The 24,705-nt window shown below is 65.9% G+C and carries 20 protein-coding genes and 1 pseudogene; 9 read left to right on the top strand and 12 right to left on the bottom strand.

Translation table 11 applies throughout. The features are described from left to right. Positions 1-131 precede the first annotated feature (131 nt). Both EMO90_RS06500 and EMO90_RS06505 read right to left on the bottom strand, forming a co-directional pair. Positions 132-1,031 carry a hypothetical protein gene (locus tag EMO90_RS06500; protein ID WP_150355010.1) on the bottom strand — a complete coding sequence of 300 codons (900 nt, stop codon included), beginning with the start codon at positions 1,029-1,031 and terminating at the stop codon, positions 132-134. Between the two features lie 89 nt (positions 1,032-1,120). Beyond that, positions 1,121-1,804: a histidine phosphatase family protein gene (locus EMO90_RS06505; protein WP_150355011.1), complete on the bottom strand. Its 684-nt coding sequence runs from the start codon at positions 1,802-1,804 to the stop codon at positions 1,121-1,123. Between the two features lie 502 nt (positions 1,805-2,306). Between EMO90_RS06505 and EMO90_RS06510 the strand changes: the two genes are divergently transcribed. Next, on the top strand, positions 2,307-3,653 hold the full coding sequence (locus tag EMO90_RS06510; RefSeq protein ID WP_150355012.1) for an MFS transporter: 1,347 nt from the start codon (positions 2,307-2,309) through the stop codon (positions 3,651-3,653). A 105-nt stretch (positions 3,654-3,758) separates the two neighbouring features. Here the strand turns inward: EMO90_RS06510 and EMO90_RS06515 are convergent, their stop codons facing one another. Beyond that, a complete protein-coding gene (locus tag EMO90_RS06515; RefSeq protein ID WP_150355013.1) occupies positions 3,759-4,289 on the bottom strand; it encodes a GtrA family protein in 531 nt (176 codons plus the stop codon). An 898-nt stretch (positions 4,290-5,187) separates the two neighbouring features. Here EMO90_RS06515 and EMO90_RS06520 point away from each other — a divergent pair. Further along, positions 5,188-5,535 (top strand): phenylpyruvate tautomerase MIF-related protein, encoded by a 348-nt coding sequence (locus EMO90_RS06520; protein WP_150355014.1) that lies wholly within the window; start codon positions 5,188-5,190, stop codon positions 5,533-5,535. Positions 5,536-5,640: 105 nt separating this feature from the next. Here EMO90_RS06520 and rplI read toward each other — a convergent pair whose 3' ends face one another. The 5 genes from rplI to EMO90_RS06545 form a co-directional block, all read right to left on the bottom strand. Then, entirely contained in the window at positions 5,641-6,096 is a 456-nt protein-coding gene (rplI, locus tag EMO90_RS06525) for a 50S ribosomal protein L9 (RefSeq protein WP_150355015.1), read from the bottom strand. Positions 6,097-6,115: 19 nt separating this feature from the next. Continuing rightward, positions 6,116-6,364 carry a 30S ribosomal protein S18 gene (rpsR, locus tag EMO90_RS06530; protein WP_003810112.1) on the bottom strand — a complete coding sequence of 83 codons (249 nt, stop codon included), beginning with the start codon at positions 6,362-6,364 and terminating at the stop codon, positions 6,116-6,118. A 51-nt stretch (positions 6,365-6,415) separates the two neighbouring features. Next, a complete protein-coding gene (gene ssb / locus EMO90_RS06535) occupies positions 6,416-7,048 on the bottom strand; it encodes a single-stranded DNA-binding protein (protein WP_150355016.1) in 633 nt (210 codons plus the stop codon). Between the two features lie 41 nt (positions 7,049-7,089). Beyond that, entirely contained in the window at positions 7,090-7,386 is a 297-nt protein-coding gene (rpsF, locus tag EMO90_RS06540) for a 30S ribosomal protein S6 (protein ID WP_150355017.1), read from the bottom strand. 164 nt (positions 7,387-7,550) lie between these two features. Continuing rightward, positions 7,551-9,845, bottom strand: coding sequence for a DUF4012 domain-containing protein (locus tag EMO90_RS06545; RefSeq protein ID WP_150355018.1), 2,295 nt, complete (start codon positions 9,843-9,845; stop codon positions 7,551-7,553). A gap of 259 nt (positions 9,846-10,104) precedes the next feature. Between EMO90_RS06545 and EMO90_RS06550 the strand changes: the two genes are divergently transcribed. Further along, positions 10,105-11,436 carry an FtsX-like permease family protein gene (locus EMO90_RS06550; RefSeq protein WP_150355019.1) on the top strand — a complete coding sequence of 444 codons (1,332 nt, stop codon included), beginning with the start codon at positions 10,105-10,107 and terminating at the stop codon, positions 11,434-11,436. A 2-nt stretch (positions 11,437-11,438) separates the two neighbouring features. Then, positions 11,439-12,503, top strand: a complete 1,065-nt coding sequence (locus EMO90_RS06555; protein ID WP_150355020.1) for an ATP-binding cassette domain-containing protein — start codon at positions 11,439-11,441, stop codon at positions 12,501-12,503. 440 nt (positions 12,504-12,943) lie between these two features. On the opposite strand, the gene EMO90_RS06560 is transcribed toward EMO90_RS06555, so the two are convergent. Continuing rightward, positions 12,944-14,017, bottom strand: coding sequence for a LacI family DNA-binding transcriptional regulator (locus EMO90_RS06560; RefSeq protein WP_150355021.1), 1,074 nt, complete (start codon positions 14,015-14,017; stop codon positions 12,944-12,946). Between the two features lie 41 nt (positions 14,018-14,058). Further along, complete coding sequence (arfA, locus tag EMO90_RS06565; protein ID WP_150355022.1) at positions 14,059-15,672, bottom strand: arabinosylfuranosidase ArfA; 1,614 nt, start codon at positions 15,670-15,672, stop codon at positions 14,059-14,061. A gap of 1,284 nt (positions 15,673-16,956) precedes the next feature. On the opposite strand from arfA, the gene EMO90_RS06570 reads away from it, so the two are divergent. Next, positions 16,957-17,964 carry a hypothetical protein gene (locus EMO90_RS06570; protein WP_223849857.1) on the top strand — a complete coding sequence of 336 codons (1,008 nt, stop codon included), beginning with the start codon at positions 16,957-16,959 and terminating at the stop codon, positions 17,962-17,964. A gap of 438 nt (positions 17,965-18,402) precedes the next feature. Here EMO90_RS06570 and EMO90_RS06575 read toward each other — a convergent pair whose 3' ends face one another. Further along, positions 18,403-19,116 (bottom strand): HD domain-containing protein, encoded by a 714-nt coding sequence (locus EMO90_RS06575; protein WP_150355023.1) that lies wholly within the window; start codon positions 19,114-19,116, stop codon positions 18,403-18,405. A 256-nt stretch (positions 19,117-19,372) separates the two neighbouring features. Between EMO90_RS06575 and zwf the strand changes: the two genes are divergently transcribed. From zwf to pgl, 3 genes are all read left to right on the top strand, one after another. Beyond that, complete coding sequence (gene zwf, locus EMO90_RS06580; RefSeq protein ID WP_150355024.1) at positions 19,373-20,896, top strand: glucose-6-phosphate dehydrogenase; 1,524 nt, start codon at positions 19,373-19,375, stop codon at positions 20,894-20,896. Continuing rightward, a complete protein-coding gene (locus EMO90_RS06585) occupies positions 20,893-21,831 on the top strand; it encodes a glucose-6-phosphate dehydrogenase assembly protein OpcA (RefSeq protein ID WP_150355025.1) in 939 nt (312 codons plus the stop codon). Before zwf ends, EMO90_RS06585 begins: the two co-directional genes overlap by 4 nt. A 110-nt stretch (positions 21,832-21,941) precedes the next feature. Further along, positions 21,942-22,766: a 6-phosphogluconolactonase gene (gene pgl, locus EMO90_RS06590; protein ID WP_150355026.1), complete on the top strand. Its 825-nt coding sequence runs from the start codon at positions 21,942-21,944 to the stop codon at positions 22,764-22,766. Between the two features lie 203 nt (positions 22,767-22,969). Here the strand turns inward: pgl and gndA are convergent, their stop codons facing one another. Further along, positions 22,970-24,439 carry an NADP-dependent phosphogluconate dehydrogenase gene (gndA, locus tag EMO90_RS06595; RefSeq protein ID WP_150355027.1) on the bottom strand — a complete coding sequence of 490 codons (1,470 nt, stop codon included), beginning with the start codon at positions 24,437-24,439 and terminating at the stop codon, positions 22,970-22,972. Between the two features lie 134 nt (positions 24,440-24,573). On the opposite strand from gndA, the pseudogene EMO90_RS12670 reads away from it, so the two are divergent. Beyond that, positions 24,574-24,705 (top strand): annotated as a pseudogene (locus tag EMO90_RS12670) (hypothetical protein); the annotation flags it as partial.

The raw sequence follows: 24,705 nt of genomic DNA on the forward strand, positions 1-24,705 counted from the left end.
GACAGCCAGACAGCCGGCATAGACAACCGGTAACCAAATGACCGCCTGATCGTTCCAACCTGCGAAATTGGGGGCGCAGGTTGGAACGATCAGGCGGTCATGCAATCACGCGCATGATCGCGATCAGCGCGTCAGAGCTCCACGTGCTCCTTGTTCGGATCGTCCTTGATATGCGCGAACTTGGCGGCGAGCGCCTCCTTGTTGCGCTTCTCGTCCTCCTCCTTGGCCTTCTTCTTGGCCGCGGCGGGATCCCACAGCACATCCTCGCGGTGCTTGTCCCACTCGGCGGCGGCCAGCGGGGCCACGAACGCGACGGTGGCGTCCAAACGGGCGTCCGCATCGTCACCGGCAGCCGCGCGGGCCTTGAGCAGCCCGTCCACCTGATCGTCGCTCAGCGCGATGCGCGGCACGGAGATCTGCTCGCGCAGCTCGTTGACCACCAGCAGGACCGGCAGCGCGGACTTCGGATCCTCACCCACGGCGGCGAGCAGCGCATCGCACACCATGAGCGCATCGGCGAAACGGGCGGCCACGGCATCGACGCTGGCCGCGCCGGCCGCGGAAGCCTCCGCGCCGGGCAGGGATCCGGCCTGCACGGCGGCCTCAACATCGTTCAGGATCGCGGTGACCTTCGCGGTCACGTCGTCGGACCAGCCGGCGCGCAGATGATCGGCGGCCTCCACAACCAGCTGGGGATCGCCGGTCTCGGAGAAGTCCGAAAGACCGTCGTAGGCGTCGTTCGCGGCGAGCAGCGCATCCACCAGATCCTGCGGGCGGCCCGGGATCGTGTCCGCGCCCTCGTAGACGAATTCGGCGTCCGGCACGGTCACGTCCTCGCCGGTCATGATGCGAGCGGCGGCGCGGGTGAGGCGCACCTGCAGGTTCTCGCCGTACTTCGCGTCGTTGTCCATGTGCATGGCCTCGGTCAACGGCCACAGCTTCAGCAGCTCGGCACCCTGCTCCGCAGCTTCGCGCACCGCGTCGGAGGCGGCTACGCGGGCCGCTGCGGCGTCATTGAATGCGAACGTCATTTCGTTTGGCTCCTTTGCTTCCCACCATTGTTCGCCAGCGGTCCGGCCGCCGGCATATGAGTCCAGTTTTGATTGTAATCCGTCCGTTCTCACGCCACGTTGGCGGCGGGATCCACATATGTGATGCTCATCACCTGATGGGTGTCACAATCGAAGGTGACGGAGGTGACGGAGGCCAACGCGGCGTGACGAAGCAGCATGTTGTGCTCGGGATGACCGGTCTCCAGCAGATGGCGGAACGACCAGATGGGCGACTCATGACTGACCACGATGATCTGCCGGCCGGCATACGCGTCGATCTTCTCATGGGCGAAGGCACTCATGCGCGCGGCGATCTGCCTGTAGCTCTCCCCCCAGGTGGGCTTGTAGAGATTGCGGATGAGCTTGAGGTTCTCCGGCCTCCACAGCGCGCCGGAACCATGGCCGATGCGACGGCCGCGGAATTCGTTGCCGGCCTCGATGAGCCGGTCGTCGGTGGCGAGCTTGAGCGGTGGCAGACGTCTTCCGTTGGGGTCGGCCACCACCAGTTCGGCGCGGGCCTCGTTCAAATGGTCCAGGATGATGCCGGCGGTCTCGCGCGTGCGTTCGAGCGGGGAGGAAAAGACGGCCACCGCGGTGTTGGTCTGCGGGTTTTCGGCCAGATACCGGCCGGTGGCCTCGGCCATGCGACGGCCGCGATCGGACAGGTGGAAGCCGGGGAGGCGCTCGTAGAGCAGATGATCGGGATTGTGGACCTCGCCGTGGCGGACAAAGTGAATCGTGGTTGCGCTCATGATTCCAATGTATCGATTCCGATGTACGCGATCGTCCCCGCCCGGCTGGGCCGCGCTTGGCTGGCCCCGACCGCGCTCGGCCGGCCCCGCCCGCGCCGCCAAACTGGGCAGATCGGGCCGCCGGTTTTGCGTACTGGGCAGATCCGGTCATCTGGAGGCCGATTTGGGCTCCTAGCGGACACGTTCTGCCCAGTTTGCGCCGAGGGAATCGAGCGGCGAGGGAAGGGGCGCGGGAAGGGCGCGGGAAGGGAAAAGAAGGAAGCGCCGATCGACGGTCACACCCCGATGCGCTGATGTACCCGCCACGGCATAGCATGCTCGGAAGAAACACAGTGCGGCCCCGCAGCCGATGCGGCATCGCACTGGTACAACCTTTACGTAGAACGATTTGAGTCATCGGGGACCCGCCGTCCACAGGCCATCCGATGACGGCAAACGGCATACGGCAAACGGTAAACGGGAAGAACGAAGAGACTACGAGACGAAGAAGGACCACCACATCATGACCAACCACGTGATCGCCGGCGTCAGGGACATCGGCGCCCGCGTCTTCGGCGGATACGCCGAACTGCTGCGCATCCCCCACACCGCGCGCTTTTCGATCGGTTCGGTGATCGCCTGCATGCCGTTCCCCATGGTCGGCATGACCATCACCATCTCCGTGCAGTACTACTACGGCAACTACTCGCTCGCCGGCGCGCTCACCGCCGTGCAGGCCATCGCGCTGGCCATCGCCACGCCGGTTCTGGGCAAACTGGTGGACAAGTTCGGCCAGCGGCAGGTCTCCATCCCCACCATCGTGGTGTGGATCATCGCGGCGATCGCACTGACCACCTGCATCACCAACCGGGCACCGGAGTGGGTGCTCTACTGCATCACGCCGTTCATGGCCGCGATCCCGCCATGGGGAGCCATGAGCCGCGGCCGATGGACCCATCTGCTCAAGGGCGACCGCGTGCGCACGGACCGGGCCCTGAGCCTGTGCGGCGTATTCGATGAGGCCATGTGGGTGATCGGCAACCCGCTCGCCTCCACGCTGGCCGTGATCTCCGGCCTGCTCGCATTCTCGTTCACCGGCATGTGCGTGATCGTGGGCGCCCTGATGTTCCTGACCGAGCTGACGACCGAACCGCCGTCGCAGACCCAGCTGGCCCGCGAGGCCGGCATGACCCGCAAGGAGTACCGCGCGCGCGAGGCCGCGAAGGCCGCCGCGCTGCAGAGCGAGGCGAACGCAGACGGCAAGGCGGGCCGGAAGGAGTCGATCTGGGGACCGGGCCTGATCGCCGTGTGCGTGACGTGGTTCGGCTTGGGCGCCTTCCAGTCGGCCGCCGGCATCTCGATCATCTCGTTCGCCACCGAGCAGGGCATGAAGCAGTATTCGGGTTTCGTGTTCGCGTGCTTCTCGATCAGCTCGCTCATGGGCGCGCTGGTGTACGGCGCCAAGAACTGGATCATCCCGCTGTGGAAGCGCTTCTACTTCTGCCTGGCGGTGGTGAATCTGGGCATCAGCCTGTTCCTGTTCGCGCACAATCTGTGGACGATCATGATCATCTATCTGGTGATCGGCGTGTGCCAGGCGCCCACATGGATCAACGGCAACCAGCTCATGCTGCATCTGGTGCCGCCCACCCGCCTCACGGAGGGCATGGCGTGGATGGGCGCGATGAATTCGATCGGCGCCTCGGCGGGTTCGGCGATCGCCGGCCAGTTCATCGACCGCATGGGATCGCACGGCGGTTTCCTGGTGGTGACGGCGCTGGCGATCGGCTCGCTGGCGATCGCGCTCATCGGCTTCAAGCAAATCAAGGACGGCACCGAAAAGCCGACGTTGCAGGAGGTCACGGTATAGGCGAATAGGCCGGCCGTGACCTAGCCGCGCAAGCCGCCGTAGGCCGCCGGGATACGTGACGGGCCCGCCGACGTTGGCGGGCCCGATCGGACTAATGATTTGCCGTCACTTCCAGCCCTTGGGGGTGTGCGACAGGGACCACAGGCCCAGACGATGGGAGAAGCTCTTCTCCCACTTGGCGTCGAGCTCCTCCTGCGTCAGGCGCTTGTCCGCCGACTTCAGACGGTTCATGGCGTTGGTGTGCGTGTCGTCCAGCAGCCACTTTCGGATCACGAAGTTCCACACCATCACCACCACGGTGGCCACCAGCTTGCCCACGTTCGTCCAGATGACGTACTGCGTGTGCATGGTGTACATGGAATCGTGCGGCATCCACGAGGTGCTGATCCACACGATCACCTCGTTGATGATCCAGCCGATGAACGACGAGACGAAGAAGATCGTGATCTCCATCCACCGGGCCATGTCGGGACGGTGCTTGAAGACGAACTTCATGCTCGCCAGGTAGTTGAAGATCAGGGAGATAAAGAAGGAGATGGACGTGGCGAGCACGTTGTGCATGTGGAACATCAGCAGGATGTTCATCAGACCGTAGTCGATGATGAAGGCGATGATGCCCACGATGCCAAATTTCATAAGTTGTTCGATCAGTTTTCTCACGAGTGACCTTTATACTCACGCACGCTGACCGATGGCCGGGAAGCCGCTGGATCTGCGCATAATCCGCGGATGGAGACGGCTGGGCGGGCGTCACGGGGCGCGGGCCGACCATCACGCGGAGCGGACCGACCGTCACCGGGCGCGAACCGACCGTCACCGGGCGCGAACGGCGTCACGCGGAGCGATCGCACCCGGTGACGGCTCCCGAAAACCCTTGCGGCACAACGGGTTTCGGACCGCGTCACATGGAGCGATCGCGCCGTGTGACGGGATTCGCGCCCCGTGACGCCCAACCCGCGCCCGGTGATGGACAGCCCGCGCCTCGTGATGCCTTTCCGTCATCCTGAGCGCAGCGAAGGATCCTTAATCCTGTGCGTAAATTAAGGATCCTTCGCTGCGCTCAGGATGACTTCGGTGCCGAACCGAACTGCAAGATTTGCCAGCAAGTCGTCCGTGTTTCCGGTTTTCTGGCAGATCTTGTAGCTTAGCGGGCTGCCGAGGCCTCTCAGGTGCAAGTTCTGCCAGAAAACCGGAAAGCGGAGGCAGTTGCTGGCAGATCTTGTAATTCGGCGGGGATGAAAATGAGAAGGACCGGCGCGAGGGGGTAAGAGAGGGAAGCGGCTTGTTGTCATCCTGAGAGAAGCGAAGGATCCTTAATCCTGCGTGTCAATTAAGGATCCTTCGACTTCGCGCTACGCGCTGCGCTCAGGATGACAGGTGAAGACTCCACTTCGCTCAGGATGACGGTGAAGACTCCGCTGCGCTCAGGATGGCGAAAGGGCCGCGCGGGGGCATGAGCCGAACGATCCATTGCGACGGGGCGCGGCGGGTGGCACAATGGCGGCGTACGTCGATCGACGATCAAGGAGGAATCATGCCCGTCATTCACACCCATGTGAGCGTCAAGACCACCCCGGAGCAGCGCGAGGCCCTGAAGGCCGCCTATGGCAAGGCGATCACGGCCGTCCCCGGCAAGTCCGAGGGATGGCTGATGTGCCCGTTCGAGGACGACATGCCCATCTACTTCGCCGGCGGCGACGACAAGCCGGCCGCCTACGTGGAGGTCAACGTGTTCGGCCGTTCGGTGCCGTCGGGCGCGTGGGAGAAGCTCACCGAGCAGATCATGGACGCGCTGAACGGGGAGCTGGGCATCCCGAAGGACCGCACATACATCCGCTACACCGCCACCACCGACTGGGGCTGGAACGGCGGCAACTTCTAACCGGCAGGCCACCGGCGCGCTTCACATACAGCGAGGCCCCGCGCATGGAACGGATTCCAAGCGCGGGGCCTCGCTGTGCTTAAGCTCAGGTCAGCGAACCGAGACTCACTCGGCCTCGGCGACGACCTTGACGGTGAAGTTGGCGACGATCTCCGGGTGGAGCTGGACCGTGGCGGCGAAGTCGCCGGTGGTCTTGATGCTCTCGACGGTGATGGCCTTCGGATCGACGGTGGCCTTGTCGGCCAGGGCGGCGGCGATCGCGTCGTTGGACACGCCACCGAACAGCTTGCCGGACTCGGACACCTTGACGGCGATCTCGACGGTGGAGCCTTCGATCGCGGCCTTGGTCTCGACGGCCTCCTGACGGGTGGCAACGTCCTTGGCGAGACGGGCGCGGCGCATGGCCTCGATCTGGCGGGCGGCACCCTTGCTCCACGCGAAGGCGAGGCCCTGCGGGATCAGGTAGTTGCGGGCGTAGCCCAGCTTGACCTCGACGACGTCACCGGAGTGACCCAGGTTGGCGACGGTCTTGGTGAGGATAACCTTGATTTCCTTTGCCATGTCTGTCTACCTTCCTAAATCAGCGGCCCGAGGTGGCGTACGGCAGCAGAGCCATCTCGCGGGCGTTCTTGATCGCCTTGGAGATCTCGCGCTGCTCCTGCACGGTGACACCGGTGATGCGACGGCTGCGGATCTTGCCGCGATCGGAGATGAACTTGCGCAGCAGCGCGACGTCCTTGTAATCGATCTCGGTGACCTTGGCGGCCTTCAGCGGGTTCGGCTTCTTCTTGAACGGCTTGACCGGCGGTTGCGGCCTCTTGCGTGACATAGTGATGTACTCCTTGAAAAGTGTCTGATTGATGCGTTGCGGGGAATGCGATTAGAACTCGGGCTCGTCGTTGGCGCCGCCGAAATCGTCGGAGGAGCCGAACGAGCCGAAGGATCCGCCCGCCGGGGAGCCCCACGGATCGGCACCCGTCTGGGGTGCCGCCGCCGGGGCGGACTGGGATGCGGACGCGCCGCCGGAATAGCTGGAGCCACCGGAATAGCCGGCGCCCCCGTTGTAGCCTCCGCGGTTGCCTTGGAATCCGCTGTTGCCTTGGAAACCGCCGCGATTGCCGCCCTGAAAGCCGCCGGAATAGGAACCGGAGCCGCCGGACGTGCGGGTCACCTGGGCGGTGGCGTAGCGCAGCGAGGGGCCGATCTCATCGACGATGAACTCGGTGGTGTACCGGGTCTGGCCCTGATTGTCCGTGTACTGGCGGTCGCGCAGGCGACCGGAGGCGATGACGCGCAGGCCCTTCGACAGCGAGCTGCCCAAGTTGGCCGCGAGATCGCCGTACACCACGCAGCGGAAGCTGGCGCGATCGCCATCCTCCCACTCGTTGGTGTCGCGGTTGCGGCGACGGGTCGTGGTGATCACGGTGAACGTGGCCCACGGACCGTTGTTGCCCTGGCGAACCTCAGGATCCGCGGCAAGGTTACCGACGATGGTGAACGTAGGTACTGCCATGGAAATCACCCCTTACAACGGCACCGAAATGGTGCGAAAGCTTACTTGACGTCCTTGCGAAGGATCTTCGTGCGGATCACGGACTCGTTGAGGTTCAGAACGCGGTCCAGCTCGTCGCTGGTCGCGGGATCGGCGGTGTAGTTCACCACGACGTAGTTACCCTCGGTCTTGCCGGCGATCTCGTAAGCGAGCTTGCGACGACCCCAGTAGTCGGTTCCATCCACGGAACCGCCCTCGTTGGTGACGATCTCGAGATACTGCTCGGTCAGCTTCTGCAGACCGGCCTCATCCAGCTCAGGATCAGCGATGAACATCAGTTCGTACTTATGCGCAGACATCACCCACCTCCTTCGGACTATTTGGCCGCGGACGATCCGCGACAGGAGTGTGTATGCGTGATGCGCGGACGGAAATCCGCACAACTTTTCCGATTATACACGGGGACTGGACTTGACGGGCCGCGGGCGGGCGGCGGGCAGGCCGCGGGCACACACGACCGCCCCTACGCCACCAGCGACTTGAGGTCCACCGGGCAGGACAGATGGCTGCGGAAGTTGTCCAGCGAATCGAGCGCGCCGGCGTTGGGATCCTGGCCGTTCTGGCCGTCGGTCACCAGAGTCGGTGCCGGGGTGGCCGAGTCGCCCGCCGCCGCGTCGGAGGAGCTGCCGGAACCGGGGACCGGGGCCGACGATCCGTCCTGGGTCGGAGCGGAGGTCTGGCCGTTCTGACCGGTCTGGCCGTTCTGGCCGTTCTGACCGTTCTGGCCCTGCGCGGCCTGCGAGCCGTTCGTGGAGCCGTTCGCGGCGGAACCCGCGGAACCGTTGGCCGCCAGCGTCTGATCCTGCTTGGCGTCCGGCACATCGGCGGCGCACTGATCGGTCACCACGCCATTGGTGCCGGTGTAGATGCCCTTGGCGGTGATCACCGGGGTGGTCACGATGTTGAGCGGGGCGGTGGCCTGCTCGGCCACGCGCACGGTGAACGCGATGGTGACCTCCGATTCGGGCTTGACGCCGGAGGTGAGGCGCAGATTGATGAACTGGTGGCCGCCCACGATGCCGTTGGCCACGAAATCGCCGGTCTCGTAGGCGATCGAGGTGATCTCGCCGCCGGCGGGGGCCATGAGGAACAGACGCGGCTGCATGGTGCCCGGATCGGCCTCTCCGGTCACGAACGTGGGCAGTTCCTTGGCCTGCGTCTTGGTCATGGTGTTGCGCAGCGTGACCTGCACGGTGTATTCATCGCCCAGATCCTTGGTGGCGATCGTGCGGATCAGGGACGAGCGCGGCTTGGCGTCCACCAGATCGCTCAGGCGGCTCTTCGAGGCGGCGAACGTGGCGCCGCAGGTGCGGTTCACGGTGGTGTCCACGTCGAGATACCAGTCGAGCTTGCTGGGCACGGCCTCGGTGAGGTACACGCCGGCCGTGGGGTTGAGCGGATCGTTGGGCAGGGTGCCGGCCACGTTGGCGCTGAACACCTGCGTCTGCACCAGGGCCTCGAGCTCGCTGGTCTGGTTCATCCACACCTTGAAGTGGCCGGACGCGGAGGAGGACTTGACCGCGCGCAGCACCGAGGAGGCCGTGGAGGCGTTCACGTTGGAGAACACGCTGGACATGATCCGCTTGGACGACTCGTTGGTGAAGGCGTCCTGATCCTTGTAATCCGGATGCTCGGTGTAGATGTCGGACAGGAAGAACTTCACGGCGTTGGTGCCGTCGAGCACCTTGCCGTCGGACAGGGTGACGTTGCCGGTCGCGCCGATCAGCGCCTGCATGAACACCGGGTCGAGCGCGAACACGCCGGACACCTCGGTGCCCTTGTTGTCCGGCTGGGCGGCCCACAGGTTCTTCAGCGTCACGGCCGCGCGCTGGAAATTCGGGTTCACGGTGGTGGTCTGCGGATAGCGGTACACCTGATCGCCGAACACCGCGCCCTCCGTGACGCCCTCGGCGTCGAACGGCTGGGTGCCGTACTGGTATGCGGAGGTGACCACGAAGTCGCCGATCGTCACCTTGCCGCCCTCCGCGGTGACGGGGGCCACGTTGCCCACCATGCCGCCGCCGGACCTGAGCTCCGCCGGGTTGTAGATGGCCACCAGATACGTGCGCTTGCCGTTCGCGCCCAGCAGCTGCGGGATCAGGTCGACCAGATCGTCGTACTGGGTCAGCAGCTTGTCCACCGACTCGAGGGCCGACGCGCCGGTGGACACCAGTCCGGCCACCTTGGGCACGCTGGGCGTCTGCAGCGACCGGAGCTCGGTCACCTTGGCGGAGATCGTGTTGTGCGCGCCGTGCAGGATGCCGGGGATCTCCAGCAGCGCGCTCACGTCCACGGTCTTGTCCTCCATGGAGAAGCCGCCGAACTTGTCCGAAAGGCTGGTCAGATCGGCGAACGGGCCGTCGACCAGATCGGCCACCGCGCCCAGCATGGTGCGGGCGGCCGTGATGTCGTTGCCGTAGGAGGTGTGGTCGCGCACGATCGTCCATCGGGCGCCGTCCAATTCGTTGCGCAGCTTCGTGGCGGAGGTGACCAGCTCGTGCGAGGTCTTGGACAGGTCCACGTCCTCGTCGCCGCAGCCCAGCGCCGCGTTGGCGAGCTTCTCCGCGGAGGTGATCATGCGGTCGGCCTCGTAGGCCATGGCCACCACGGACGATCCGTACACGATGAACGTGGACAGCAGCAGTCCGGCGAAGGAGGCGAGCACCACATAGAGCACGCGGGCCACCAGACGCCACCCGGTCGTGGCCGTGAGCTTTCGATGGCTGCGGCCGCGAATGTGTCGGGGAAGCGTGCGCATATTCACCTCTTACGGTTGGTTGCCATGGGAGTGTCTTTGGACAGTGTACCGCCCCCTTATGAGCAAACCCCAATTATTCCAAGCCGTGAGGGGAGGCGTTACCAGCGTTCTTTCAGACTTCTTGCAGTACTACTATAGACAGCGGCAAGAAAACACCCACGTGGCTTGCCCATAGTGAGAGCACGGGACGGACACGGGCGGTCCGCTCGGCGTACGCCCCGGCCAACGCAGAAACACAACAACCGGAGTAGCTGAAAGTATGTTCGTTCTCAAGAACGCATGGACCGCGATGGGGCACCACAAAACGCGCACCATTCTCGTGTTCCTCCTCGCAACCGCCGTATCCGCGGGATCATTGTTCGCCCTGTCCGCACGCTACTCCTACGAGTCGGCCATCGGCCCCATCTACCAATCCCTGTCCCCGGACGCCCGCATCAGCGTCGACCGCCAGAAGATCATGGCCTCCAAGGGCGAAACGGACGAGACCAAGATCGACTGGAACCAGTACAACATTTCCTGGACCACGTGGTCCAAGTACGCCGAGGCCCTGAGCGGCGCGAGCATCGACTTCACGCCGCGCTACGACGAAACGGCCGTCGTGCCCGCCGCGGACGGCCAGATCCAGCCCGTGGACGGCAAGAACTTCACGGTGACCGGCTTCTACGACGCCGATTCGTCGCAGAACGGCCCGCTGGGCGGCTACACGATCACGGACGGCGCCGATCTGACCTATGACCAGAACGAGACGGCCACCGCGATCATCCCCAAGGCCCTGGCGGACAAGAACGGCACGAAGGTGGGCGACACGATCAACCTCGCCCTGCCGTCGGACACCTCCAAGACCTTCCCGCTCAAGGTGGTGGGCTTCTACGAGAACAAGACCAGCGGGGTCACCCCGGCCACCGGCAACGATATCAACGCCGGCAATGCCATCTATGTGAGCTACTACAGCTTCAGCGCGGCGGCCCTGTCCCCCGAGGACGAGAACAGCACCGCGAACGCGCTCAACGTGACGTTCATGCTCGGCACGCTCGCGCAGTATGACCAGTTCCAGACCCTCGTCAAGCAGGCCGGACTGGGTGACGACTACGTCATCTCCTCCCCCAAGGTGGAGGCCTACACCACCGGCATCCAGCCGCTCAAGGATCTGGGCGTCAAGCTCACGCCGGCGCTGACCGTGCTGTGGAGCGTGGGCGGCGTGATCGCCGTGCTGCTGGTGGCGTGGACGCTGTCCCGCCGCTCCGAGGAGATCGGCTATGACATCGCCGTGGGCGTGGGCCGCGGGACCATCGGCTGGCAGTTCGGCCTCGAGCTGCTGCTGCCCGGCCTGCTGGGCGCGCTGGTCGGCTTCCTGGGCGCCGGATTCGGCACCGCGCCGATCATCGCCAAGCTCACCACGCAGGTCCACGGCACCCCGCTGCCGGCGCAGATCTGGCCGTGCGTGTGGGGCGCGCTGGCAACCATGGCCGTGGTGCTGGTGATCTGCTGGATCCGCACGGCCTGCTACAGGACGACGACGCTGTTCGCCGCGCGCGGCCCGGTGGCCGTGGCCGGCGTCGATGACAACACCACCGCGCAGAAGGAGGCGTGACGATGGCCGACGACAAGGATTTCAAGGATCCCAAGGATTCCAAGGACGACGAGACGATCGATGCTTCGGTCACCGAGGCTTCGGAGGCCGCGCAGGCCGCTGATGCGACCGAGCCCGCCGAGCCCGCTGAATCTTCGGCCGACGCCGAGTCCACCGAGCCCGCCGACGACAAGCCGGCCGTGCCCTTCGGCATCGTGTACGACGACGAGGACACCCTGCCCGCCGCGGATGATGCGGTCAACGCCGATCACAAGCCACAGCTCGATCAGACCGATGCACTGATCGCCGCCGCGCTGGGCCTGCCCGCGGACGCGAAGAAGGCCGAGCCGGCCTCCAAGGAGAAGCCCGCCGAAGCCGCCCCGGTGATGGTCGCCTCGAAGATCGACCGCGAGATCTCGGACGACAACTCGCTGGTCTTCTCCTCCTACCCCACCCTCGCGTTCAAGCGCGTGAGCTACGCGCCCAAGCGCGGCGAGAACCTGCTGGAGGATGTGGATCTGGCCTTCTACGATCGCCGCGTGTACGCCGTCGTGGTCAGCTCCGACGAGCAGCGCGTGGCCGTGCTGAGCCTCATGAGCGCCTTGGCGCGCCCGACCGGCGGCCATGTGATGTTCAAGAGCAAGGACATGGACGAGATCACCGGCTCCGAGTTCCGCGGCCACTTCGCCGGACTCGTGCTGCAGCGCAACAGCCTGCGCGGCGATCTGAGCGTGCTGGACAACATCGTGAACGCCATGGAGGCGTCCGGCCGCAACTTCCTCAAGCCCAAGCCGCTGATCGCCGAGGACCTGCTGGAAGAGGTCGGATTCCCGACCGAGCACAACGAGACCAAGGCGTCCAAGCTGCCGGACATCCATCTGCGCCGCGCGGCGATCGCCAAGGCGCTGAGCTGCGAGCCGGCCGTCCTGATCGCCGACGAGCCTGTGGCGGGGCTCGAGGATCCGACCCGATCGGACATCCTGAACATCCTAAAGAAGGTGGCGCGCAAGGACAACAAGACCGTGATCATCGTCACGGCCGACGCCGCGATGGCCACCGAGGTGGCGGACAAGGTCTACACGCTGTAGGCTCCGCGGGGGCCGGTCATCTCTAGTCATCCTGAGTGAGTCGAAGGATCCTTTCGTCACTGCGCGTGGTTAAGGATCCTTCGACTCCGGCTGGCGCCTTCGCTCAGGATGACGGAAAAGCACCCGTTGTCATCCTGAGCGCAGCCCGCTAGGGCGGAGTCGAAGGATCCTTAACCACGCGCCCCATTCCAACGTCCCGATTTGCCCAGTTCGAGGATTCCCCGCCGTCCCAAGCACTGAGCCGTGAAGCGGACCCTCTCCGTCATCCTGAGCGAAGCCCGCTAGGGCGGAGTCGAAGGATCCTTCGTCACTGCGCATACTTTGCGCATAATTTGCGCACAATTAAGGATCCTTCGACTTCGGCTAGCGCCTGCGCTCAGGATGACGGGGGCTGCCCTCCGCTTCACGACTCAGTGTTCAGGATGACGCGAGGGGCCCGCTCACGCCAGCGCCGATCCGCGCACGATCACGTTGTAATCGGTGATGTACGTGCGCGCGGGCGCGTCCAGCCCTTCGATGCGCTCGATCAGCATATCCACCGCGTGCCGCGCATAATCGGTCACGTCCGGATCCACCGTGGTCAGGCCGGGCGTGGAGAAATCAGACTCCGGCACATTGTCGAAGCCGGTCACGCGCACATCCTGCGGCACGCGCAGACCGCGGCGCTGCAGCTCCACGATCGCACCCAAGGCCGAGGCGTCGTTGAGGCACATGATCGCGTCCGGCATGGGCAGGCCCGAGGCGAACAGCATGCGCACGGCCTGCGATCCGCCGGCGCGGGTCCATGCCGACGGGCTGTCCAGATAGCGCCAATCGGGCTCCAGGCCGCGCTCGCGGAACGCCTGCACATACCCCTGCACGCGCTGGATCGTGGTGCCGTCGCCATTGGCCAGCAATCGGTCGCGCTCGGCCGTGGACGCCACATCCGAGCCGCCGGGCAGACGCGCGCCGAACACCGCGATCGACCGGCAGCCATCGTCCAGCAGACGGCCCGTGAGCGCCTGCATCGCCTCCCGATTGGGCATGGTCACACGATCGACCAAGCCGCCCGTCGCCTCGTCGTCCACGTCGTAATCGCCCACGGCCACCACGGGGTAAGGCTGCCTGAGCACCGTGCCGCCGCCGGCGAGCGTGCAGCCCACGAAGAAGATCCAGCCGTCGGCGCCCAGCCGATAGGTCTCCTCCACCACACCCTCAATGCCGCTGGCGGGGTACGTGTCCGTGATCACCCCGTAGCCGCGTTCGCGCGCGGCGGCGATGATGCTGTCCGCGAAGTAGGGCATGAACGGCTGGTCGAAGCAGTTGAGCCCCAAGCCGATCAGGCCGGTCCGCCCGGCCTTCATGGCGCGGGCGGACACGTTGATCCGATATCCGAGCCGCCGGATCGTCTCCTCCACACGGGCGCGCGTCTCCGGCCGCATCGAACCGCCCTTGTTGATGACGTTCGACACGGTTTTGATGGAGAGGCCGGCTTCGCGGGCGACATCGGTGATCGTGACTCGTTTGCTGCTCATAGGTCGATGGTATCGCTTGATGATGGTGCGCCGCGGCCGGATCAGCGGGCCTCGACGGCGGTCCAGGACACGGGCGGCAGGGTCACGGTAACCGTGCGACCGTCGGCATGCAGCCGCGCGGTGTCGTTGGCGTGCAGCGTGACGCGGTTCTGATCCTGCTCGGTGTTGCGCGCGTCAAGATCGTCCTCATGCAGGGTCCTGGCGAAGACCTCGGCGTAGGGCTGTGCGTCGCTGCCGGACTGGGCGTTTCTGCCGGACTTTGCGCGATCGGGCAGCGTGATCGTGAACGCCGCCGCATCCGTGAGCGATCGGTTCACGGCGAACACCGCCACACCGCCGTCGGCGTCGCGCACGGCCACCGCATCGACGGCCGGCACATCGCCGAACCGCTTGGTGGACACGGTCCCGGAGGCGAGCTTGGGCTCGAACACCGTGCCGCCCTTGGCCAGACGCGCGGTTTCGGCGAACGGGTAGAACGTGGTCTGGCGCCAAGCCGGACCGCCGGGCGCGGTCATGATCGGGGCGATCACGTTGACCAGCTGCGCGAGGCTGGCCGCGTGGACGCGATCGGCGTTCTTGAGCAGCGTGATGAGCAGATCGCCGAACACCACGGCGTCCAGTGCGGAGTAGACGTCCTCCAGCAGATGCGGGGCGACCGGCCAGTTGCCGATGCCCTCGGGGGTGCGGCTCGGCTCGGCGCCCTGGTACCACACGTTCCACTCATCGAAGCTGATGGCCACCTCGTGCTTGGACTTGAGGCGGGACTTGGTGGCGTCGATCGCGGCGGCCACGTCCTTGATGAAGCCGTCCATGTCCACGCCGGAGGCGAGGAAGCTGGCGATGTCGCCGTCATACGGCTGGTAGTAGGCGTGGCAGGACACGAAGTCGACCAGATTGTAGGCCTTCTGCAGCACGGTCTCCTCCCACTCGCCGAAGTTGGGCATGGTGTGCGAGGAGGATCCGCAGACCACGAGTTCCAGATCCGGGTCGATCTGGCGCATGCCGCGAGCCACCTCGGTGGCGAGGGTGGCGTAGTCCTGCGCGTTCTTGTGACCGAGCTGCCAGGGGCCGTCCATCTCGTTGCCCAGGCACCACATGCGGATGTTGAAGGGATCCTCGGCGCCATTGGCCCTGCGCTCGTCGGAGAGCTTGGTGCCGCCGGTGATGTTGGCGTACTCGAGCAGATCGAGGGCCTCCTGCAGGCCGCGGGTGCCCAGATTGACGGCCTCCATGAGCTCGTTGTCGCCGGTCTTCTTCAGCCAGGCGGCCATCTCGTGCAGGCCGAATGCGTTGGTCTCGGTGGAGTGCCAGGCGGTGTCGAGACGACGGGGACGCTGGTCCTTGGGGCCCACGCCATCCTCCCAGCGGTAGCCGGACACGAAGTTGCCGCCCGGGTAGCGCACGGTGGTCACGCCGAGTTCGCGTACCAGATCAATCACGTCCTGGCGGAAGCCGTCCTCGTCGGCCGTGGGATGGCCGGGCTCGTAGATGCCGCCGTACACGCAGCGGCCCAGATGCTCCACGAAGGAGCCGAAGAGCCGCGGATTGACCGGGGCGAGCTCGAAGTCGTCGTCCACGACGAGGCGGGCGGACTGGGCGGGAGGATTGGGGAGGGACTGGGAGGAGGCGGGGACGGTTGCGGGGACAGCGGTCATGTGGGAGGCCTTTCTTTAGGTGGGGCTGACGGTGGGTTGGTGGGTTAACGGATTGGTGGGTTTGCGGCGACGGTCCGGAAGCACCTCTTTCGCACGAGAAAGGTACAACCTTGTACTTATGCCGCGATGCCCAATCTATCACGCGACACACCGGAGATACAACCTTGTACTTACGGGCGGCGTTGCGGATGAGTGTGACATGGCTTGGGTGCGGCACGGGACAGGCATGGCAGGGCGTGACTGTGGCATGGGGCGTGACCGGGCGTGCGACCGGGACACGGGGCGTGACCGGGCGCGCGACCGTGACATGGGGTGTGACATGGTGTGGACACACCCGGTCACAGCCCTCCAAAAACGTTGAAAAACAGCGGTTTCCAAAGCCCTGTGACCGGGAGCGGGCACACCCGGTCACACCCATCCACGCCCAGTCACACGCCAAGTCACGCCACACACGCCGGGTCACACGCCGCACACCAAGTCACACGCCCGGTCACACACCGCACGCCGAGTCACAACCACACAACCCCGGTCACGCCACGTATCCCCGGCCACACGCCGAGTCACACGCCAAGTCACGACATCCGGCCCGATCGCGCCCACACCCAGCCCCACAGCCTTGCAACTCAACAGCCACATACATCCGGCCACCCGAGCGCGCCGCACATTCCCGGGCGCCAGCATGGGCATTGGCACGGGTACACGACAAGGCGCGGAGCATGATGACACAGAGTCGCGAGCGTGACGCGGAGTGTGACCGGGCGTGTGGCTGTGACGCGGGGTGTGACACGGGGTGGGCACACCCGGTCACAGCCCTCCAAAAACGTTGAAAAATAGCGGTTTTCAAACCCCTGTGACCGGGAGCGGGCACACCCGGTCACAGCCACCCACACCCGGTCACACGCCAAGTCACGTCACACACGCCGGGTCACACGCCCGGTCACGCACCGTACGCCAAGTCACACGCCGGGTCACGACATCCAGCCCGATCGCGCGCCCATACCCAGCCCCACAGCTCAACAGCCATATACATCCAGCCACGCCATCCAACGAGTCGTCCGACCCGCGCACGATACGCCCCGGCCACACGCCCGGTCGCGCCTCGAGCCACCGCAGTCACCTCGCGGCACATCCTGTCACACGCATCGTCACGCAATCCACACAATCGACCGCGACACGACCGCCTCCCCAACCGGCGCGAATCCCCGACATGACGCCGCCATCGCACATTCGACCACAGCCCTCGGCCATATTGCCTCCGAATCGCGCGCCCCATACGATCGCCGCATGAACACCGCAAACGCATCAAACGCAACGCCACGCGACTACCTAGCCAACTCTCTCATCCGCACGCAACGGGAAACCATCGCGCAATGCGCAGAGCACATGCGCCACGCGATCACGCATCACAACATCGTCTATACGGGACTGACGGCCCTGCGACTCGCCATGATCGAAATACCCGACTGCCCGCGACTCATCAGCGCATGGTTCCACGTGCTCTACACCGATCGCGCCCAGCGCCCCAAGCGAACGGGTACCCGCTACCTGAAGCTGCCCGAGTCACTGCGATCGCAGCCGAACATCACGTATCTGCACGGCGAAACCGTCATCACCTGCACGCATCCGCTGGTCACATGGGCGGTTCTGGCGCCATTCCTCACGCAAACGGAAGTCATCGTGCTGGCCGACGCGATGCTCAGGGCGGCCTGCAGGGCGGTCGGATCGAACGGCACGGAGCTGACCAAGGAGCGCCTGTCCGATTTTCTCAGCAACGTCGGCGACTTTCCCGGCATCGACAAATGTCGCGCCGCCCTCGCGTTCCTCACCACACCCACGGATTCCACCATGGAGTGCCGGACGCTGCTCGCCTTTCTTCGCCACGGCCTGCCGTACCCGATCGTTCATTGGCAGACGCGCATCACGAACCCGGAGGCGCTCGTCACATCCGATCTGGCCTACCCGGATCAGCTGGTGGTGGTCGAGTACGACGGCGACGCGCATCGGCAGGACAAGCGGCAATATCGCTGGGACGAGCGCAAAAGGCAGGCGCTGCGCGCGCAGGGTCATACGGTGATCGTCGCATTCGCCGATGATGTGCTCACCGAGCGCGGGCGGCTGGCCCTGGCACGAAAAGTGGCGCAGGCGCTCGGCATGGAGCTCCCCGGAAAACCGCTGCCACCGTATCGCGCGCTGATGGAGGATGATCGTCGCGCACACGACAGGAACCGTCAGCGCCGATGCCGGGCACGGAGAAGGGGAGGCAGCGGGGCGACCGGGACAACACAGGCGTGACGCGGGGCGCGGCCGTGACATGGGGTGTGACCGGGCGTGCGACCGTGACGCGGAGTGTGACATGGTGTGGACACACCCGGTCACAGCCCTCCAAAAACGTTGAAAAATAGCGGTTTCCAAACCCCCGTGACCGGGAGCGGGCACACCCGGTCACACCCACCCACGCCCGGTCACACGCCAAGTCACGCCACACACGCCGAGTCACACACCAAGTCACGACGTCCACCCCCGGTCACGCCACGTATCCCCGGCCACACACCGAGTCACACGCCCGGTCACGCTGCACACCCCGGCCACAACCCCGGTCATACCACACAGTCACGCAACCCAGCCGCTCAACCGCCCGACGTCCCCGCCATGCGGCACCCCGGCACCACAAAACGCACAGCCGTGCAAAGACCGCTGCGCAAAGACCTCTCCAAAAGCCAAAACCCGGCCTCAGATGATCCGCATGCCGTATCGCTCGGCCAGCGCGGGCACATCGGGCACGCCCCACTTGTCCACCAGATCGAGCCACTCGCGGCGATTGGCCTCCCCAAACCGGGCCGCACGCTCGGTGTAGGCGTCCACGGTGAGGAACTTCGGGGGCACCGACTTGCTATGGAACTTGTCGGCGTACATCACGATCTCCTGCTCGAGGTTCACAGGCACGTAGTCGTCGGGCGGCAGCGGGAGGTCCTGGGCGATCACCGCAGCCTTCGTAAGCCCCACGCCGGTGTGGTTGCGCGCGAATTCGGCGATCGACTCGTCCACGCCCTCGCGCAGCAGCAGCTCATAGCCGTTGAGGCCGTGCAGGATGTAGCGCTTGCGGCTGAACTTGAGGGGCTCGCCGTCGGTGCCGTCATGCTTGAGGACGGTGTAGGTGCCGATGTCGTGCAGCAGGCCGCCGATCACCACCAGATGCTCGTCGATCAGCCGCGGTGGGATCACGCCGCCGCGCACGTCACCGGAATCGAAGCCGCCGCTGCGCTCGGGGGCGTCGGACGGAAGGGTGCATCGGCGCACGAACAGAGCGTTCGCGTGGCGCGCGACCTGCCGGGCGATCGTGGCGACGATCACGCAGTGGGTGTGGATGAGGTCGTAGGCGTCGTCGCTCGGCGCGTACTTGTGATGGAGCTCGTCGATCTGCTCAATGCTTGGAATCATGCCCATATGGCCCATCCTAGTGATCCTCACGTTTCCCCGCGATCCCCCATACGCCCCATGAACATCATTCGGCCCGCAGCAAGATTCGATATCTTCCGAGCATGAATCGTCATTCCTTCGTAGAATCGGACACGGATGGTCCGATGCGTTGATCATATGCACCAAAACGCGCCAAATGCATCAAACGCACCGGACCGGAACGAATCGATCGAGCATACACGTGACAACCACGTCAACCACACCAACCACTCAAGGAGGGGATATGGCCTGGACCAACCCGCTGCGCGATCCGCGCGACCTGCGCCTGCCGCGCATCGCCGGACCGTGCAGCCTGGTGATCTTCGGCGTCACCGGAGACCTTGCCAAGAAGAAGCTGCTGCCGGCGGTCTACGACCTGGCCAACCGCGGCCTGCTGCCGCCCAGCTTCGGACTGATCGGCTTCGGCCGGCGCGAATGGGACAACGAGCAGTTCGCGAACTTCGTGGAGGAGCATGTGCGCGAACGCTGCCGCACCCCCTTCAACGAGGGCACCTTCGCGCAACTGCGCAAGGGCCTGCGCTTCGTGACCGGCACCTTCGACGACGCCGAGGCCTTCAACCGCCTGTCGGACACCGTGTCCGAACTGGATCGCGATCTGGGTACCCGCGGCAACCACGCCTTCTACATGTCCGTGCCGCCGCGCGCGTTCCCGGTGGTCTCCCGCCAGCTGGCCGCCTGCGGTCTGGCGCACTCCACCGAGGGAGCCTGGCGCCGCGTGATCATCGAGAAGCCGTTCGGCCACGATCTGGCGAGCGCCAAGGAGCTCGACCGCGTGGTCTCCGAGGTCTTCGCACCCGAGTCGGTGTTCCGCATCGACCACTATCTGGGCAAGGAGACCGTGCAGAACCTGCTGGCCCTGCGCTTCGCGAACACCATGTTCGAGCCCATCTGGAACGCCAACTACGTGAGCCACGTGCAGATCACCATGGCCGAGGACATGGGCATCGGCGGCCGCGCGGGCTACTACGACGGCATCGGCGCCGCGCGAGACGTGATCCAGAACCACCTGCTGCAGCTCATGGCCCTCACCGCCATGGAGGAGCCGGTCTCGTTCACCGCCAGCGACCTGACGTCGGAGAAGACCAAGGTGCTCTCCGCGATCCGCCTGCCGCACGATCTGGCGGCCCACACCGCGCGCGGCCAGTATTCGGCCGGCTGGCAGGGCTCGGAGCGCGTGGTCGGATACCTGGACGAAAAGGGCATCGACCCCGCGTCCATCACCGAGACCTACGCGGCCATCCGCCTGGACGTGGACACCCGCCGCTGGGCCGGCGTCCCGTTCTACCTGCGCACCGGCAAGCGCCTGGGCAAGCGCGTCACGGAGATCGCCGTGGTGTTCAAGCGCGCCCCGCATCTGCCGTTCGAGACCACCGCCACCCGCGAGCTCGGCCGCAACGCCGTGGTGATCCGCGTGCAGCCCGACGAGGGCGTGACCATGCGCTTCGGCTCGAAGGTGCCGGGCACGGCCATGGAGGTGCGCGATGTGAGCATGGACTTCAGCTACGGCCGCTCCTTCACCGAGGCCTCCCCGGAAGCTTACGAGCGCCTGATCCTGGACGTGCTGCTGGGCGACCCGCCGCTGTTCCCCACCACGCGCGAGGTGGAGCTGAGCTGGGAGATTCTCGACCCGATCGAGGAGTTCTGGTCCACGCTGGGCCAGCCGCAACCGTACCGCGCCGGCACTTGGGGCCCCGAGGAGGCCGACGCCATGCTCGCCCGCGACGGACATCACTGGAGGATGCCATGATTCTTGAACTTCCCGCAACCACGACCGGCGCGATCTCGCGCAAGATCGACGAACTGCACGAGGAGCGCGGCGAGGCGGCCCTGGGCCGTGTGCTCACGCTGCTCATCACCACCGACGCGGCGAATCTGGAGAACTCGCTGGAGGTGGCCAACGCCGCGAGCCGCGAGCATCCGTGCCGCGTGATCGCGATCGTGACCGATGGCCGCGTGGACACGGACATCACCGACCACAGCTCCACGCTGGACGGCCAGATCCGTTTCGGCGCGGACGCCGGGGCCGGCGAGATCATCGTGCTCAAGCCCACGGCCGCGCTGACCCGCCATCTGGACACGCTGGTGATCCCGCTGCTGGTGCCGGACGCGCCCGTGGTGGCCTGGTGGCCCACGCGCGCCCCGGAGAACCCGGCCACGGATCCGATCGGCCGGATGGCCCGCAGCCGCATCACCGACGCGATGCGCGCCCCGAACCCTGAGGCCGCATTCACGGCGCTGCGCGCGCACTACAGCGAGCAGGACGTGGATCTGTCCTGGACCAGGCTCACGATCTGGCGCGCCCTGCTGGCCGCCATGCTCGATCAGCCGCCGCATCTGCCGATCCGGTCCGTGCGCGTGGTGGGTCCCACGAACGACATCCCCACCGAGCTGCTGGTCTCCTGGCTGGCGCTGCGCCTCGACGTGCCGGTGCGCGTGGAGCGCAACCCGGACGCGAAGGCCGTGCAGGGCGTGTACTTCGACCGCGAGGACGGCGAGGTGGCCCTGCTGCGCCCGGCCGACGACCAGGCGACGATCCGCCAGCCCGGACAGGCCGACCAGACCATGTCCATGCCGGCCCGCCCGCTTGAGGACTGCCTGAGCGAGGAGCTGCGCCGGCTCGATCCGGACGCGATCTACGCCGAGGTGGTCACCAAGGGCTGGCCCCTGGTCGATCACGAGTAGCCGATTGGCGGGGCTTCCACTTGGGAGCCCCGCTTTTTCGTGCGTTCGCGGCAATGCGCCAACGCCAATCACACCGTTTCCATCAACCCATCGTCAACGAAGGAGTCCCTATGTCTTCGTCTTCCATCGCCCCCCGCACGGTTGTGGTCCATCCCACCCGCGATCTGCTGCACGAGGCCGTGGCGTCCCGTCTGCTGCTGGCGCTGGCCGATCGTCTGGCCGCGTCCGATCGTGCGGACATCGCCCTGACCGGCGGCCGCGACGGCAACGCGATCCTGTCCGCGCTGCCCGCTCATCCGCTCAATGCGATCGTCGACTGGTCGCGCGTCCACCTGTGGTGGGGCGACGAGCGCTTCGTGCCCGCGGACGATCCCGACCGCAACGCCCGTCAGGCGCGCGACGCATGGTTCGGCGCGCTGGTCGATTCGGGGCAGATCCCCGCATCGCATGTGCACGAGATGCCGGCGGACACGCGGTCGGCCAGCGAGATCGCATCGGCCACGGATGCCGACAACGATGCGGTTCTGGCAAAGGCGGCGGCCGATTACCAGGCCGAGATCGAGCGCGAGCTTGGACCGGACGGCGTGTTCGACGTGGCGATGTTCGGCATCGGACCGGACGGCCACTTCGCCTCCCTGTTCCCCGATCACCCCGAAGTGCTGCTGAATGACCCGGCCGTCAAGGCCGTGGGCGTGAACCACTCCCCCAAGCTCCCGCCGCTGCGCGTGAGCCTCACCGTGCCGTTCATCCACAGCTGCCGCGCGGTGTGGATGATCGCCTCCACGCCGGGCAAGGCCGATGCGGTGGCCGCGGCGCTGGCCGGGGCCAAGACCGATGGCACCGGCGATCCGCATGTGCCCAGCTCCTTCGCGGCCGGCGCGGAGCAGTCCCTGTGGCTGCTCGATCGGGACGCCCACGCGAAGGTGAACGCCTAGTCGGCACCTGATCGTTGCCGTCGAATCGTTCCAACCTGCGTGCCTTTTGCCGCAGGTTGGAACGATCGGACCATTGTGAACGCTCACAGCATACGAAAAACGGCACGATCGTTCCAATTCGCCCCGACGGGGGGTACAGATTGGAATGATCGTGCCGTTTCCCTTATGCGATTATGAGATCGCGATCAGGCGATCGGCGACGCTCAGGCCTGCTTGATCTCCTTGCGGCCCGGCTCGGCCCACAGGGTGTGGAACACGCCCGGCTCGTCGATGCGGCCGTAGGTGTGCGCGCCGAAGAAGTCGCGCTGGCCCTGGATCAGGGCGGCCGGCAGACGCTTGGAACGCAGGCCGTCGTAGTAGGCCAGGGAGCTCGAGAACACCGGGACCGGGATGCCGGCCTCGGCGGCACGGGCCACCACGCGACGCCAGGACGCCTGGGCGCCCTCGACGGCCGCCTTGAAGAACGGGTCGAAGAGCAGGGATCCGAACTGCTCGCCGGAATCGTAGGCGTCGGAGATGCGGTTGAGGAACTTCGCGCGGATGATGCAGCCGCCGCGCCAGATGCGGGCCACGGCACCCAGATCGATCTTCCAGTTGTATTCCTTGGCGCCTTCCTCGATCTCGTTGAAGCCCTGGGCGTAGGCGACGATCTTGGAGGCGTACAGGGCCTGGCGCACATCCTCGATGAACGCGGCGCGCTCCTCCGGGTCGGCGGCGATCGCGCTGAACGCACCCTCCGGCTCCGGGCCGGCCAGACCCTTGGTCTGAGCCTCGGCGCGCAGATCGGCCTCGGAGGACAGGCCACGGGCGAACACAGCCTCGCCGATGCCGGTGACCGGGGTGCCCAGGGACAGGGCGGTCTGCACGGTCCAGGTGCCGGTGCCCTTCATGCCGGCGCGGTCCACCACGATGTCCAGGAACGGCTTGCCGGTCTTGGCGTCCTTGTGGCGCAGCACCTCGGCGGTGATCTCGATCAGGTAGGAGTCGAGGTCGCCCTTGTTCCACTCGGCGAACACGTCCGCCAGCTCGTCCACGCTCAGGCCCAGACCGCGGCGCATCAGATCGTAGCTCTCGGAGATGAGCTGCATGTCCGCGTACTCGATGCCGTTGTGCACCATCTTGACGAAGTGGCCGGCGCCGTCGGAGCCGATGTGGGTGACGCACGGCTCGCCCTCCGCCTGCGCGGAGATGGTCTTGAGGATCGGGCCGAGGGTCTTCCAGGACTCCTCGGTGCCGCCGGGCATCATGGACGGGCCCTTGAGCGCGCCCTCCTCGCCGCCGGACACGCCGCAGCCCACGAAGTGCAGGCCGCGGGCGCGGATGGCCTTCTCACGGCGGATGGTGTCCTTGAAGTAGGCGTTGCCGGCGTCCACGATGATGTCGCCCGGCTCCATGAGATCGGCGAGCGCGTTGATCATCTCGTCGGTCGGCTCGCCGGCCTTGACCATGATGATCGCCGTGCGCGGCTTGGCGAGCGACGCCACGAACTCCTCGAGCGTCTTGGAGGGGATGAACTTGCCCTCGTCGCCATGCTCGTTGATCAGCGTTTCGGTGCGCGAGTAATGACGGTTGTAGACGGCCACCGTATTGCCGTGATGCGCCAGATTACGCGCCAGGGACGCACCCATGGCGGCAAGGCCCACCACACCGATGTTTGCCAGTTCTTCAGCCACAGCTCCACCTTTCGTGTCGATTGCTGTTGATTGCTCCACGTACCAGTCTAAGTGACCCGCCACATATTGGGAACGCGGTATTCCGATGGGCGGAGCGGAAGGCGCGGGAGGGGAGGCGGAGGGCGGGGCGGCAGGGCAGGCTCGATGGTGCCGAAATCGCGCAGGCCGATCTGGAGTTGCGCGGGGCCGGCGATGTGCTGGGCGACGCGCAGTCGGGCGGCAAGTCGAGTCTGAAGTTGCTGCGCGTGATCAAGGACGCGAAGCTG

The organism is Bifidobacterium vespertilionis (assembly GCF_008698145.1).
In the GTDB taxonomy this organism is placed as follows: domain Bacteria; phylum Actinomycetota; class Actinomycetes; order Actinomycetales; family Bifidobacteriaceae; genus Bifidobacterium; species Bifidobacterium vespertilionis.

What these genes read in the sequence shown, in the direction of transcription:
- EMO90_RS06570 (WP_223849857.1), top strand. Translation starts at nt 16,957, where the DNA reads ATGAACACCGCAAACGCATCAAACGCAACGCCACGCGACTACCTAGCC.
- ssb (WP_150355016.1), bottom strand. Translation starts at nt 7,048, where the DNA reads ATGGCAGTACCTACGTTCACCATCGTCGGTAACCTTGCCGCGGATCCT.
- EMO90_RS06515 (WP_150355013.1), bottom strand. Translation starts at nt 4,289, where the DNA reads ATGAAATTTGGCATCGTGGGCATCATCGCCTTCATCATCGACTACGGT.
- EMO90_RS06505 (WP_150355011.1), bottom strand. Translation starts at nt 1,804, where the DNA reads ATGAGCGCAACCACGATTCACTTTGTCCGCCACGGCGAGGTCCACAAT.
- EMO90_RS06510 (WP_150355012.1), top strand. Translation starts at nt 2,307, where the DNA reads ATGACCAACCACGTGATCGCCGGCGTCAGGGACATCGGCGCCCGCGTC.
- EMO90_RS06550 (WP_150355019.1), top strand. Translation starts at nt 10,105, where the DNA reads ATGTTCGTTCTCAAGAACGCATGGACCGCGATGGGGCACCACAAAACG.
- EMO90_RS06555 (WP_150355020.1), top strand. Translation starts at nt 11,439, where the DNA reads ATGGCCGACGACAAGGATTTCAAGGATCCCAAGGATTCCAAGGACGAC.
- arfA (WP_150355022.1), bottom strand. Translation starts at nt 15,672, where the DNA reads ATGACCGCTGTCCCCGCAACCGTCCCCGCCTCCTCCCAGTCCCTCCCC.
- EMO90_RS06545 (WP_150355018.1), bottom strand. Translation starts at nt 9,845, where the DNA reads ATGCGCACGCTTCCCCGACACATTCGCGGCCGCAGCCATCGAAAGCTC.
- EMO90_RS06520 (WP_150355014.1), top strand. Translation starts at nt 5,188, where the DNA reads ATGCCCGTCATTCACACCCATGTGAGCGTCAAGACCACCCCGGAGCAG.
- EMO90_RS06500 (WP_150355010.1), bottom strand. Translation starts at nt 1,031, where the DNA reads ATGACGTTCGCATTCAATGACGCCGCAGCGGCCCGCGTAGCCGCCTCC.
- EMO90_RS06585 (WP_150355025.1), top strand. Translation starts at nt 20,893, where the DNA reads ATGATTCTTGAACTTCCCGCAACCACGACCGGCGCGATCTCGCGCAAG.
- EMO90_RS06560 (WP_150355021.1), bottom strand. Translation starts at nt 14,017, where the DNA reads ATGAGCAGCAAACGAGTCACGATCACCGATGTCGCCCGCGAAGCCGGC.
- rpsR (WP_003810112.1), bottom strand. Translation starts at nt 6,364, where the DNA reads ATGTCACGCAAGAGGCCGCAACCGCCGGTCAAGCCGTTCAAGAAGAAG.
- rpsF (WP_150355017.1), bottom strand. Translation starts at nt 7,386, where the DNA reads ATGTCTGCGCATAAGTACGAACTGATGTTCATCGCTGATCCTGAGCTG.
- rplI (WP_150355015.1), bottom strand. Translation starts at nt 6,096, where the DNA reads ATGGCAAAGGAAATCAAGGTTATCCTCACCAAGACCGTCGCCAACCTG.
- zwf (WP_150355024.1), top strand. Translation starts at nt 19,373, where the DNA reads ATGGCCTGGACCAACCCGCTGCGCGATCCGCGCGACCTGCGCCTGCCG.
- pgl (WP_150355026.1), top strand. Translation starts at nt 21,942, where the DNA reads ATGTCTTCGTCTTCCATCGCCCCCCGCACGGTTGTGGTCCATCCCACC.
- EMO90_RS06575 (WP_150355023.1), bottom strand. Translation starts at nt 19,116, where the DNA reads ATGGGCATGATTCCAAGCATTGAGCAGATCGACGAGCTCCATCACAAG.